Origin of the sequence: Undibacterium sp. CY21W, from assembly GCF_014284265.1 — a bacterium.
Classification (GTDB): domain Bacteria; phylum Pseudomonadota; class Gammaproteobacteria; order Burkholderiales; family Burkholderiaceae_D; genus Undibacterium; species Undibacterium aquatile.
On the sequence record NZ_JACOGE010000006.1, the window covers coordinates 41,853 to 55,561 of the forward strand.

The window sequence follows — 13,709 nt, forward strand, 5'->3', positions numbered from 1 at the left end:
AAATGCGGGCCACAACACTATCATCAACATTGGCCGTAAATAAGCTTTGCTGTGAGCTGAATTCTGATGTTCCAATCTCGTCCCCTTTAGTGATTATTCAACTGATCAGTCAACAAATCATAGGGATGCGCAATTATTTTGCCATACCTAATTGCGCGACCTTTTGCTCTGGTTCAAACCAATCCCCGGTCAGTCGCCAATCAGTCGTTTCTAATTTAATGTGAAACAATTTAACAGAGCTTGAAAAAATACTCGAGACTAACTTTAAGTCACCCTCATAAATCCCAGGGCTAACTTGCACCATAGGTAAGCGATGAACGACTTCGTTTACAGATGTCGCACCTTCAGCGGCATTAGCAAGACTCAGCTTCACAGTGTCAGGTAACAAACCGTCACCTTTCAACTGCATACGAAGTTTTCCAGAGGGCACGTCGAGACTCAGCGTTGCACCTAAATGCAATTCTCTTGATTTCGCATCACGCTGAATATCTTTATTGATCATTAAGCCTTGCTTATAATAATCTTCAGCAACAACCTTATCTGCTCCACGAAATGCAATGGCACCAGTAAAAATACTCGCACAAACAACGATTGCAGGTCCGCCCGCGACTAACAAAAGCCAAGGTTCTTTGAACCATTTATCTCTTTTTTTTGAAATCAGGATTGCATCCATAACCACTCCTTAGCGGGGAACAATAAACACAGCTTTTTCAGTGACGGAAACATCAGGCGCATCGAGATCTTTAACGACAAACCGAATTCGATTGGATCCTGTCTGTAGAACATTCGCCGGAACTCGTACACGCACCGGAAAAGCTTTTGCTGCGGCAGATTTAACGTCGATATCAACATTATTCAAAATTGTTGCACCCTTAACACCCTGAATTTCTACCGAATACCTGCGTGCAGATTCCTGCGTATTCATGACTTGCAGGCGGTAGACATTTTCTATCTCGCCATTTTCAGTAATTTTTGGCATACCACGATCACGAATCACGTCCACTTTTAATGGTACGTGATAGACCAGAGAAACTGCTGCGACTATGATAATTAATCCTAAAATACCGCTGTAAACCAAGGTACGTAAGCGGAATACCCGTTTCCACATCGCCTTGTTATCTAACTTGCGTGTCAGTGCATGTTCAGTTGTATAGCGGATCAATCCACGCTCATAACCCATTTTATCCATGACCTGATCACAACCATCAATACACAAACCACAAGCAATACACTCGTATTGCAAGCCGTTACGAATATCAATTCCAGTCGGGCAAACCTGAACACAGATACCACAATCAACACAAGAGCCCAGACCAGCAGCTTTAAAATCAACCTTCTTGTTTCGAGAACCACGTGGCTCACCGCGCTCGGTATCGTAAGTCACAATCAATGTGTCTTTATCGAACATTGCGCTTTGGAAGCGTGCATAAGGACACATATATTTGCAGACCTGCTCACGCATCCAGCCTGCGTTGCCGTAGGTGGCAAAACCATAAAAAAGGAACCAGAATGTTTCCCATGGACCCAAGGTAAAGGATCCGACAGAAATAGCTAATTCACGTATTGGCGTGAAATATCCAACAAAGGTAAAACCCGTCCACAAGCTTAAAATCAGCCAGAAAAAGTGTTTAACGAATTTTAAAGAGAATTTGCGAGCAGTTAATGGACCTGTATCAAGTTTGATACGCGCATTACGGTCACCTTCAACCTTGCGCTCTATCCATAAAAAGATTTCGGTGTATACCGTTTGCGGGCAGGCGTAGCCACAGAATAAACGTCCCGCGACTGCTGTAAATAAAAACAAGGACAACGCTGAGATTACCAGCAACACCGCGAGATAAATAAAATCCTGCGGCCAGAAAACAATTCCAAATATGTAAAACTTACGTGCAACCAGATCGAACAATACCGCTTGTCTCTCATTCCAGTTGAGCCAGGCAGTACCGTAAAACAGTAACTGTGTAAAAGCCACCATTACCCAGCGCCAGGATGCAAACCAGCCCTTTTGTGTACGAGGATAAACTTTCTTACGTTCCTCAAACAGAGCCAGCTCTACTTCATCCATCGGCACCGGAGTAATGGGGATATGCTTCATTTTAAAACTTCGTCTTTCTTATTTAAACAAATGCTCTTCCGCTTATTTTACGGCGTTATCGGCAGCAGGTACAACAGCGGTAGCAATTTGCTTGATGCTCTTAGCTTCAGAATCAGATACTTTCCCTGCTTCTGTATTGTTTGACAGCCCCCAGACATACGCTGCTAACAGATGAATTTTTCCTTCTGTAAGTATAGTCTTATGTGCAGGCATCTGGTTAGTGCGGCCTTTATTGATCGTTTCCATTACGGTATCGATACTGCCACCATACAACCAGATTTTATCTGTCAGATTCGGAGCACCCAAAGCCTGATTTCCCTTACCATCAGCACCATGACATGCTGCGCAAGCGGCAAACTTTGGCTTACCTATCGCTGCTTTGATAGGATCATGTGCAGAATTAGACAAACTCAATACATAGTTAGCGACGTTACGAACATCATCATCGCTACCAATTGCTGCGCCCATTGGAGGCATCATACCGTTACGACCATGAGTGATAGTAGTCTTGATGACTTCAGGATCACCACCATACAGCCAGTCGCTATCTGTCAGGTTTGGATAACCTTTACCGCCTTGGGCATCAGATCCATGGCATTGCGCACAAGTGTTCAGGAAAAGACGCTGACCAATTTCACGTGCTTGCGGATCTTTCGCAACATCCTTGATATCCATTGCCAGGTACTTATTGAAAATCGGACCGTATTGCGCCTCACCATCTTTCATTTCTTTTTCATAAGCACCAACCTGGCTCCAGCCGAACGACCCTTGATTTCCACCAAAACCTGGGTAGACAATCAAATAGCCCACACTGAAGATGATCGTCAGATAGAACAACCATTTCCACCATTGCGGAAGCGGGTTATTTTGCTCCATCAGAGTACCATCCCACACGTGACCAGTGGTTTCTGCTGGCAAAGGCTTACCATCAGCACCAACCTTCACCTTCACTTTTGACTGCGACCATAACAGCACAACGCAAAAGACCATGCCGAGAGCCACGATGGTGGCGATACCTATGCCCCACCATTCATTAAAAAAATCTGCCATGACTATTTTCCATTCTCATTATCAATTGGCAAGCGAGCCAGTTTTTCGAAGCGCTCCTTGTTACCGGAACTAAACGCCCAGTAGACGATGCCCAGAAATACAAACAGGCTAATCAACGTCACCACACTGCTCAGGATCGTGAAATTCATAATTTACCCTTTCAAAAAGTGATAACCCAAGGAGCCACTCTTTAGTTTTTATTTTTAATCGCTGTTCCAAGAACCTGCAGATATGCAATCAAAGCATCTTGCTCAGATTTATTTGCCAGTTCTGCGGGACCTGCTTTGATTTGCTCGTCAGTGTATGGAACACCTAAAGTTTTCATCGCATTCAGTTTTGGAACAATGCTATTTGGATCCAGCGGTGTTTTTGCCAACCATGGATAAGCTGGCATATTCGATTCAACAACAACTGAGCGAGGATCATTTAAGTGATCACGATGCCAGTTATCACTGTAACGACCACCGACACGTGCCAGATCAGGACCAGTACGCTTACTCCCCCATTGGAAAGGATGGTCGTAGACAGACTCACCCGCAACGGAATAGTGACCATAGCGCTCAGTTTCAGCACGGAAAGGACGAATCATCTGTGAATGGCAGCCGTAGCAACCTTCACGCAGATAAATATCGCGCCCCGCCAATTGCAATGGCGTATAAGGCTGCATTCCCTGAACAGGTTGCGTTGTCGATTTCTGAAAAAACAGCGGAACAATTTCAACCAGACCACCGAAGCTGATCGTCAGAATGGTCAGCACCAGCAGCAAGCCTACGTTACGCTCAATCAGATCATGAGTAAAATTACGCATCAAATTTCTCCTGTTGATTTAAGCATGAGCGGAATTAGCAGACAACGCAGGTATCGCGTTATTCACTGGTTTCGCAGCCATCAATGTTTTCGCAACGTTGTATGCCATGATAATCATGCCACTCAGATACATTGCACCACCTGTTAAACGGATGACGTAGTAAGGGAATGTCGCTTTAACAGACTCAACGAAAGAGTAAGTCAAAGTACCGTCTTCATTTACTGCACGCCACATCAGACCTTGCATCACACCGGCAATCCACATAGAAGCGATGTACAAAACAACGCCGATAGTCGCAACCCAGAAATGAATCTCGATCAGACGCTTGCTGTACATTTGTGTCTGTCCAAACAAACGTGGAATCAGGTAATACAAACTACCGATGGAAATAAAGCCAACCCAACCCAAAGCACCGGAGTGAACGTGACCAACAGTCCAGTCAGTGTAGTGTGACAAGGCATTCACGGTTTTGATCGCCATCATAGGACCTTCAAATGTCGACATACCATAGAAGGACAGAGACACGATCAGGAAGCGCAGGATAGGATCTGAACGCAATTTACTCCAGGCACCAGACAAAGTCATAATACCGTTGACCATACCACCCCAAGATGGAGCCAGCAGAATCAGGGAGAACACCATACCGATGGACTGCGCCCAGTCAGGTAATGCCGTGTAGTGCAAATGATGCGGACCCGCCCACATGTAGGTAAAAATCAATGCCCAGAAGTGAACGATCGACAAACGATAGGAGTACACAGGGCGCTCGATTTGCTTAGGAACGAAGTAATACATCATTCCAAGAAAACCTGCAGTCAGGAAGAAACCAACCGCATTATGACCGTACCACCACTGAACCATCGCATCCTGCACACCAGCATAAGCTGAGTAGGACTTAGTCAATGAAACTGGCAATGCAGCACTATTTACGATATGCAACACTGCGACGGCGAGAATAAACGCGCCGTAAAACCAGTTTGCAACATAAATATGCTCTACTTTACGTTTAGCCAGTGTGCCGAAAAATACAATCGCGTAAGCAACCCAAACGACCGCAATCAGCAAATCAATTGGCCATTCCAGTTCAGCGTATTCTTTACCCTGAGTAAAACCCAGTGGCAGAGAAACGGCTGCAGCAACGATCACCAGTTGCCAACCCCAGAAAGTAAATTCCGCCAAACCATCAGAAAACAAGCGTACGTTGGAAGTACGCTGAACTACATAATAAGATGTCGCCATCAGCGCACATCCGCCAAACGCAAAAATTACTGCATTAGTATGCAAGGGTCGCAAGCGCCCATAGCTAAGCCAAGGTATCCCTGTTAAAAATTCTGGAAAGGCCAGTTGAGTAGCAATCACCACGCCCACAAGCATGCCGACTATTCCCCAAACTACAGCCATGACAGAAAATTGGCGTACAACCCGATAGTTGTATGAGTTTTCTTTAGTTATCGTCATGATCTCACTCTGTTGTAAAAATACACTGAAAGAATAACAACCGCACTGCACAACTACATTGATACATATCAAATATTACCGGAATCTGCGCCTGCTTCATGCTATTCGCAACAGCCTCAAGAATAACGCCGATTAACGGTTTGCGCAAAAAAAAACGGCACCGTTCCGGTACCGTTTTATGGTCATCTTTTTTGATTACTGAACTACTTGAACCGGAGCTGCCAAAGCCGATTTATTGACGCTGACTTTCGCCTTTTTTTTCAACAACTCTATGTAAGTCAAAAGATCCTGTTGCGACTGCATACTGGCAATTTGCTGCGCATCTGATGCACGTTTTGCTGCATCAGGAACACCTGCACTCACCTTAGAAATACGGAAAACACTATAAACGCCACCGCCGAGCGCCACACCAACATAAGCTGGCAATTTTTGCGTATCCGCCTTCATCACCTGCACAAATGCTGCCGCCGGAATATCCTGCGGCTTCGCACGTGAAATCACTTTCACATCCGAGAATCCGGCAACAGAATCCGCCGCTTTCAATGCGGCCAGTTTAGCCTTACCTTCTTTTTCAGCCAAAGCCTCAGCTTCGGATTGCGTAAGTTTCGCAACGATCGTCGGCTTCACCTCTTCCAACGGGCGCTTGCTAGCCGCTTTGTATTCCAGAATACGACCGGCAATCAGAGTATTTGGCGCAACCTCAACCGCTTCTGTGTTGTGTTTTTTCTTCACAGCACCGTCAGCAAAAATAGCCGTCAGAAATTTGGCATTATTCGTCACCACAGAAGCCGGCAACGCCTTATTCGGTTCGCGCATCAAACCATCAACTACTTCTATTTTGAGCTTCAGTTTGTCTGCAACCGGCTTCAGACTATCCGCCTGCTCATAAACTGTATTACCAAAAGTTTCCGCCGCCTCTGCATACGCCTTTGCTGCTTTTTGCTTTTTAATATCAGCAGTAATTTGCGCCCTCACCTCATCCAGAGGTTTGACCATCGCAGGCTTAACATCCGTCAACTGAATGATATGAAAACCAAAATCAGACTGCACAACATCACTGACCTCACCTTGCTTCAGCTTGTAAGCAGCATCCTCAAAAGGCTTGACCATCGCACCTTTACCGAAGAAGTCAAGATCACCACCACGCTCTGCTGAGCCTGGATCCTGAGAGTTTTCTTTTGCCAGCTTTGCGAATGAAGCAGGATTTTTACGAACTTCCGCCAACAATGATTCAGCCTTCGCTTTTGCCTTCGCCTTTTCAGCATCACTCGCGTCTTTTTTCGCCGTAATCAAAATATGACTGGCTCGGCGCTGCTCATCAACGCTATAGGCTTTCGCATTGCTTTTATAAAACTCCTGCACTTCCGCATCAGAAACAGCAACCTGCCCCTGCAATACATCATTATTCAAGACAACATATTCGGCCTTGATTGACTCAGGAATTTCGAATTGCGCAGCATTTTTATCGTAATAAGCTTTCACCATTTCATCAGTGACTTTTACCTGCGAGGTAAAATCAGCCGTTTTAAAGTTCAACATCTGAACTTCACGCTCCTGCTCGCTGATCAGCGCAATACGATCCACGACCGTTTTTGGAATAAAACTCGTGTTCTGCACAGCGCCAGCCAACTGCTCAACCGTCAGATCCTGGCGCATACGCTGATCAAACATAGCCTGAGTCATCCCCTGAGAAGCAAGATAATTCAGATACCGTTCTTTATCGAAGCTACCATCCGCTTTCACCAGGCCAGGCAATGCCAGAATCTGTTGCTGCAGGGTCTGATCGGTCACCGTCAGTTTGCTATTTTTAATTTCAGCAGCAACGGCTTTACGGGCAATCAACTCATCCAGAACATTTTTCCTCATTTCCGGAGTATTCAACATCTTAGAGTCGAATTGAGGACCATAGCTCTGGCGAAATTTATCCAACTGTTCGCGCAAAGCAGCATCCAGCTCCTGCTGAGTGACCGCCTGACCTGCAACCGTTGCAACCGTCGCACCGGCAGTCGCTTGCGATCTGGTATAACTCTCGATGCCAAAAAAGGCGAACGAAGGAAAAATAATCAGCAACAATAAAAATTGCATTAAGCGCTGATGGGTACGAATAAATTCAAACATGTTCAACCTATCGTATGACGAAGAATAACAATCACAAAATTGCAAATATAAAAAAAGGCGAACTTTCGTTCGCCTTTTCAGTTTTCTGGCGGAGCGGACGGGGCTCGAACCCGCGACCCCCGGCGTGACAGGCCGGTATTCTAACCAACTGAACTACCACTCCTTTTTTTACTACTATGTATAAATTAACTGGTGGGCGCTGAGAGGCTCGAACTCCCGACCTAAGCCTTGTAAGGGCTCCGCTCTACCAACTGAGCTAAGCGCCCGCACCTGCAATTTACACTCGCGCCACCATTATCACGGCGTCGCGAAAGATCATTAGTTTACAGCATCTTTCAATGCTTTGCCAGGTTTAAATTTAGGAACCTTAGCCGCCTTGATTTTAATTGCTTCTCCGGTGCGTGGATTACGGCCAGTTCTCGCTGCACGTTTACCGACGGAGAAAGTACCAAAACCAACCAGTGTGACTGTACCGTTTTTCTTCAGCGTTGTTTTTACCGCACCGATCAAAGCGTCCAGAGCGCGGGAAGAAGCCGCTTTTGAAATATCCGCTGTTTTCGCAATATGATCGATCAACTCAGTTTTATTCACTTAAAGCCCCCTCACAAAAATTTGAATTTCGCGACGATGTATTCGATTGTTTCTCAGTCTCGCATCTATCACGGCAAGCAGGAAATCTGCATCCGGTATTAAAACAAGCCGGAAAGCCTTGTGTCAAGCGGTTTTACAAGCTTTCATTGCAATCTTAAAGATTAAGTTTGACTTTACTCAGTATAATTTCACCTTGATATCGTTGCTGGCTTTCTGTTAACGATAAATCGGCTCAACCGCGCATTGCATAAATAAGCGAAAGCCACATGCTGGTGGCGACGACAAAATCACACAAAAACTATCCGACATAAATATGAAACCGATTCAAACTTTAGGCACGCCACTCTCTCCTTCCGCAACCAAAGTTATGCTGCTGGGCTCAGGTGAACTTGGAAAAGAAGTCATCATTTCACTGCAACGACTGGGAGTCGAAGTGATCGCTGTGGATCGCTATGAAAATGCACCGGGTCATCAGGTCGCACATCGCGCTTACGTTATTGATATGACCGATGGCGCAGCATTGGCGGCGCTGATTGAAGTCGAGCAGCCTGATCTGGTTGTTCCTGAAATCGAAGCCATCGCTACTCCGACGTTGGTTGAACTCGAAAATGCCGGCAAGGTGCAGGTGATTCCGACAGCGCGCGCAGCGTGGCTGACAATGAATCGCGAAGGCATACGCCGCCTTGCGGCAGAAACATTAGGGCTGGCGACATCGCCATATCGCTTCGCCGATAGTCTGGACGAGTTGCGCGCTGCATGCACAGAAATTGGTTTTCCCTGCATCGTTAAACCAGTAATGTCTTCTTCCGGCAAAGGACAATCAAAACTCGACAGCGCCGCCGACGTAGAAACCGCATGGAACTACGCCGCAGCGGGCGGGCGCGTCAATTCTGGTCGCGTCATTGTTGAGGGCTTCATCGATTTCGACTACGAAATCACACAACTGACCGTACGCGCCGTAGGCAGCAATGGCGAAATCCAGACGCACTTCTGCGAACCTATCGGTCACGTTCAGGTGCAAGGCGACTATGTCGAATCATGGCAACCGCAGGCAATGCACCCGCAGGCGCTGCAAGGTGCACGTGATATCGCCAAGAAAATTACCGATGATCTCGGTGGTCTCGGTTTGTTTGGGGTTGAATTATTCGTCAAAAACGAGATGGTCTGGTTCTCCGAAGTCAGCCCACGTCCACATGACACAGGCATGGTCACCATGTCGAGTCAGGTGCAGAATGAATTCGAGCTACATGCGAAAGCCATACTGGGCTTGCCGGTCGATGTCGCATTACGGACACCGGCGGCATCAGCGGTCATTTACGGCCAACACGAAGCAAAAGGGATCGCATTTGAAGGCGTTGCGGAGGCATTACAAGTACCGGGCACAGATATCCGCCTGTTCGGCAAACCGGAATCTTTCGCACGCCGTCGCATGGGCGTGGCATTGGCAGCAGCGGGCGACACCGACACAGCACGCCGCCTGGCCAAAGAAGCTGCAGCCAAAGTGAGACCTGTCGTCATAAAATAATAAAATAAATCATTTCAACAAACGCAGGTCTGTCAGCACGTTTGCCGCGACTTAAAAATCGCGGCCATTTAACAACAAGACGGCGCAACAAGACAGCGCGTTTTTATAAAGCTCTTTATGAAGAATTTCGATGTAGTCATCGTTGGCAGCGGTCTGGCGGGCTTATCCGTCGCCTTGCATCTGGCACAAACACGCAAGGTTGCCATCATCTCCAAACGCGAATTGCTTGACGGTGCCAGCAATTGGGCTCAGGGTGGTATTGCAGCCGTTCTGGATTCACACGACAGCCACGATCAGCATATTTCAGATACGCTGATCGCCGGGGGCGGCCTGTGCGACGAGGGAGCAACCCGTTATATTGTTGAGCATGGGCGTGAAGCGATAGATTGGCTGATAGAACAAGGCGTGCCATTCACCAGAGACGAAGAAGCAGAACTCGGCTTTCATCTGACGCGCGAAGGTGGTCATAGTCAGCGCCGCATCATTCATGCCGCCGACGCCACCGGACATGCGGTGCAGGTGACACTAGAACAAAAGGTCCGCAATCACCCCAACATATCGCTGTTTGAACATCATTACGCGATTGACGTCATTACTTCTGCCAAGCTCGGCGATACATCCTCAACACCACGCTGTCTTGGCCTGTATGTACAGGATGTCAAAACCGGCAAAGTCGATACCTTTGCGGCCCAGCACACCGTGATGGCAACCGGCGGCGCAGGTAAGGTTTATCTGTACACCACGAATCCGGATACGGCGACTGGCGACGGGATAGCCATGGCATGGCGCGCAGGCTGCCGCGTCGGCAATATGGAATTCATACAGTTTCATCCGACCTGCCTGTATCACCCGTTTGCCAAATCTTTCCTGATCACGGAAGCGGTACGTGGCGAAGGCGGTATTTTAAAATTACCGGCCGAAGCAGGTGCTGCTGCTGGCAAGCGCTTCATGGCTGATCATGATGAGCGTCTGGAACTGGCACCACGTGACGTCGTGGCGCGCGCGATCGACTTTGAAATGAAAAAACGCGGTCTCGATTATGTAGAGCTCGACATCAGCCATCAACCGCCGGAATTTTTGAAGGAACATTTTCCGACGATTTATGCTCGCTGTCTGGAACTCGGTATCGACATTACCAAACAAGGTATTCCTGTCGTGCCAGCGGTGCATTTCACCTGTGGCGGCATTGTCACCGACACCGATGGCAGAACCGATCTGCACGGTTTGTATGCAGTCGGCGAAACGGCTTACACCGGCTTGCATGGTGCGAATCGTCTCGCCAGCAATTCCCTGCTGGAATGTCTGGTCGTTGGCCGCGCTGCGGCAAAACACATAGAAAGTCAGGAAAGAATCACACCGATCGCACTCCCAGACTGGGATGAAAGCCGTGTCTCTGACGCCGATGAAGAAGTCGTGATCGCCCACAACTGGGATGAATTGCGCCGCTTCATGTGGAATTATGTTGGCATCGTACGCACCACCAAACGACTGGAGCGCGCGAAGCACAGAATACGTTTGCTGAAAGAGGAAATCGACGAGTATTACGCCAACTTCCGCATTTCCAATCACTTACTGGAATTGCGCAATCTGGTTGAAGTCGCCTCACTCATCGTCAACAGCGCATTGTCTCGCCGCGAAAGTCGCGGCCTGCATTTCAGTCGCGATTATCCCGACACCTTACCAAAGGCCTTACCAACAGTGCTGACACCGAAGCGCAAAAAGTAAGCATCAGGCGATACAACGCAATCAAGAATCACGAAAACGGCAAAAAACAATGCCGCCACAGCCCAATATCCATGCGGGCTCTGGCGGCATTGCTTTATACGGAAAAGGAAAGAAAAAAAGTCCGCGCTCAGATAATCCGCAAAGAATAATCCGTCGCCTTGATATCCTTGGTCAGGCTGCCGATGGAAATACGGTCAACACCAGTTTCAGCAATCGCACGAACGGTGACATGATCAATGCCACCGGATGCTTCCAGCAAAGCACGTCCAGCATTGATCGCCACCGCTTCACGCATCATGTCGGTATTGAAGTTATCCAGCAAAATCGATGTCGCACCGGCTTGCAATGCCGTCTGCAATTGCTCCAGCGTTTCCACTTCTATCTGTATGCTGACGCCCGCATTCAGGCTCAGTGCCTGCTGCATAGCCGCAGCAACACCGCCGGCAGCCGCAATATGATTTTCCTTGATCAAAATGCCGTCATACAAAGCCAGACGCTGGTTTTTTCCACCGCCAACACGTACCGCATATTTTTGCGCCAGACGCAGTCCTGGCAAGGTTTTGCGCGTATCGAGAATCGCCGCTTTAGTGCCGGCGATGATAGCAACATACTTGCCGGTCGCAGTCGCAACCGCAGACAACAACTGCAGGAAATTCAACGCAGAACGTTCCGCCGTCAGCAAAGCGCGGGCTGGCGCCTTGATTTTACAGACCACGGTATTAGCCTTCATCTGCGCACCTTCGGCGTATTGCCAATCCACTTCGATAGCGGCATCCAGCGTCGTCATCACGGCATCGAACCACGGCGCACCACACAGAATGGCATCTTCGCGCACGATGACCTGCGCCTGTACGATTTCATCGGCAGGCACCAACAAGCCAGTCAGGTCGGCGGCACCGACATCTTCGGCCAGTGCATCGCGGATATTGCGTTCAAACGCTTTTTGCAGATTGGCATCAAACGGCGAATGAGAATTTTTCAAATTACTAGGCATAAGTACAAAATCCTGAGCAGAGTTCAGTTAAGCCGGACCAATGCCGGAAAATAAGCTGGCTTCTTTTGCCAGATCGGATGACGGACGCACATTGGCTTTTTTCGCCGCCGCAAAATCCAGCATGCGATCAATGCAGACCCGCGCTTTTTGCCCGACCACAGGATCAACATGAATTTCATGATCGCCGTTTTCCAGCACATGCAGCAGATTGCGCAAACCGTTCATCGCCATCCACGGGCAATGCGCACAGCTTTTACATGTTGCGCTATTGCCCGCCGTTGGCGCAACGATGAACGTTTTGCCGGGTGCAGCCAGCTGCATTTTATGCAGAATGCCGTTATCGGTGGCGACAATAAACTCCTGCGCATCCATGGTCTGCGCCGCGTGAATCATTTGCGACGTCGAACCCACCACATCGGCCAGCGCAACGACGGCGGCTGGCGATTCCGGGTGCACCAGAATTTTTGCATTCGGATGCTCGGTCTTCAGCAAATCCAGTTCTATGCCTTTGAATTCGTCATGCACAAGGCAGGAGCCCTGCCACAACAACATGTCGGCACCGGTTTTTTTCTGGATATAGCTGCCCAGATGTTTGTCCGGCGCCCACAAGATTTTTTTGCCCTGCGCATGCAGATGCGCGACGATATCGAGACCGATACTGGAGGTCACCATCCAATCGGCACGCGCTTTGACAGCCGCACTGGTATTGGCGTACACGACCACGGTGCGATCAGGATGCGCATCGCAAAACGCCGCAAACTCATCTGCCGGGCACCCCAGATCGAGCGAGCAGGTCGCATCCAGATCCGGCATCAGTATCGTTTTTTCAGGACTCAGAATTTTGGCTGTTTCGCCCATGAATTTAACACCAGCGACGATCAGCGTTTTGGCAGGATGATCACGCCCGAAACGCGCCATTTCTAGCGAGTCAGACACGCAACCACCGGTTTCTTCGGCCAGATCCTGCAAGTCTGCATCCACATAGTAATGCGCAACCAGCACCGCCTGCTTTTCTTTCAGCAAGGCACGAATACGGTTTTTCAGGGCGATTTTTTCTTCCGGTGTCGGCATATCCGGCACTTTGGCCCAGGCATTAGCGACACAACTGCTGCCTTCTTCCATTAAAGGACGTTCAAATTCAACGACTTTGGTAGCTTCCATCATTCTCTGCCTATCGCCGGAAGCGCGCTGGAAGGCGTTCCGGCATCAAAATATACTCCCCGGGGTATATAAAAAGACCCATTGTTTATGCTGACAATAGGCCGATTTTGGCATATACCCCCTGTTTTTCAGGGAAATTGAGGATAAAAAACGCCGGTTGCGCTGTGGGCGAAACCGGCGTTGG

The 13,709-nt window shown here is 48.4% G+C and carries 12 protein-coding genes and 2 tRNA genes; 2 read left to right on the forward strand and 12 right to left on the reverse strand.

The annotated features are described in order from the left end of the window. Positions 1–133 precede the first annotated feature (133 nt). The 10 genes from H8K29_RS14170 to H8K29_RS14215 all read right to left on the reverse strand — a co-directional run bounded on the left by H8K29_RS14170 (position 134) and on the right by H8K29_RS14215 (position 8,120). Positions 134–673, reverse strand: coding sequence for a FixH family protein (locus tag H8K29_RS14170; RefSeq protein WP_186898111.1), 540 nt, complete (start codon positions 671–673; stop codon positions 134–136). Between the two features lie 9 nt (positions 674–682). Beyond that, positions 683–2,095, reverse strand: a complete 1,413-nt coding sequence (gene ccoG, locus H8K29_RS14175) for a cytochrome c oxidase accessory protein CcoG (RefSeq protein ID WP_186898112.1) — start codon at positions 2,093–2,095, stop codon at positions 683–685. Between the two features lie 42 nt (positions 2,096–2,137). Continuing rightward, on the reverse strand, positions 2,138–3,145 hold the full coding sequence (gene ccoP / locus H8K29_RS14180; protein WP_186885839.1) for a cytochrome-c oxidase, cbb3-type subunit III: 1,008 nt from the start codon (positions 3,143–3,145) through the stop codon (positions 2,138–2,140). A gap of 2 nt (positions 3,146–3,147) precedes the next feature. Further along, on the reverse strand, positions 3,148–3,294 hold the full coding sequence (locus H8K29_RS14185) for a cbb3-type cytochrome c oxidase subunit 3 (protein WP_186885838.1): 147 nt from the start codon (positions 3,292–3,294) through the stop codon (positions 3,148–3,150). Between the two features lie 41 nt (positions 3,295–3,335). Then, positions 3,336–3,953: a cytochrome-c oxidase, cbb3-type subunit II gene (gene ccoO, locus H8K29_RS14190; protein ID WP_186898113.1), complete on the reverse strand. Its 618-nt coding sequence runs from the start codon at positions 3,951–3,953 to the stop codon at positions 3,336–3,338. 18 nt (positions 3,954–3,971) lie between these two features. After that, on the reverse strand, positions 3,972–5,411 hold the full coding sequence (gene ccoN / locus H8K29_RS14195; RefSeq protein WP_186885836.1) for a cytochrome-c oxidase, cbb3-type subunit I: 1,440 nt from the start codon (positions 5,409–5,411) through the stop codon (positions 3,972–3,974). A gap of 195 nt (positions 5,412–5,606) precedes the next feature. Continuing rightward, positions 5,607–7,529: a SurA N-terminal domain-containing protein gene (locus tag H8K29_RS14200; protein WP_186898114.1), complete on the reverse strand. Its 1,923-nt coding sequence runs from the start codon at positions 7,527–7,529 to the stop codon at positions 5,607–5,609. 86 nt (positions 7,530–7,615) lie between these two features. Next, positions 7,616–7,692: transfer RNA gene (locus tag H8K29_RS14205), tRNA-Asp, on the reverse strand. A 27-nt stretch (positions 7,693–7,719) separates the two neighbouring features. Continuing rightward, positions 7,720–7,795: transfer RNA gene (locus H8K29_RS14210), tRNA-Val, on the reverse strand. Between the two features lie 52 nt (positions 7,796–7,847). After that, positions 7,848–8,120, reverse strand: a complete 273-nt coding sequence (locus tag H8K29_RS14215) for an HU family DNA-binding protein (RefSeq protein ID WP_186885834.1) — start codon at positions 8,118–8,120, stop codon at positions 7,848–7,850. A gap of 313 nt (positions 8,121–8,433) precedes the next feature. On the opposite strand from H8K29_RS14215, the gene purT reads away from it, so the two are divergent. Continuing rightward, entirely contained in the window at positions 8,434–9,645 is a 1,212-nt protein-coding gene (purT, locus tag H8K29_RS14220; protein ID WP_186898115.1) for a formate-dependent phosphoribosylglycinamide formyltransferase, read from the forward strand. Between the two features lie 117 nt (positions 9,646–9,762). Then, positions 9,763–11,370 carry an L-aspartate oxidase gene (nadB, locus tag H8K29_RS14225; protein WP_186898116.1) on the forward strand — a complete coding sequence of 536 codons (1,608 nt, stop codon included), beginning with the start codon at positions 9,763–9,765 and terminating at the stop codon, positions 11,368–11,370. A 127-nt stretch (positions 11,371–11,497) separates the two neighbouring features. On the opposite strand, the gene nadC is transcribed toward nadB, so the two are convergent. Both nadC and nadA read right to left on the reverse strand, forming a co-directional pair. Then, positions 11,498–12,364 carry a carboxylating nicotinate-nucleotide diphosphorylase gene (nadC, locus tag H8K29_RS14230; protein WP_186898117.1) on the reverse strand — a complete coding sequence of 289 codons (867 nt, stop codon included), beginning with the start codon at positions 12,362–12,364 and terminating at the stop codon, positions 11,498–11,500. Positions 12,365–12,391: 27 nt separating this feature from the next. Beyond that, on the reverse strand, positions 12,392–13,528 hold the full coding sequence (gene nadA / locus H8K29_RS14235; RefSeq protein ID WP_370527199.1) for a quinolinate synthase NadA: 1,137 nt from the start codon (positions 13,526–13,528) through the stop codon (positions 12,392–12,394). Positions 13,529–13,709 lie beyond the last annotated feature (181 nt).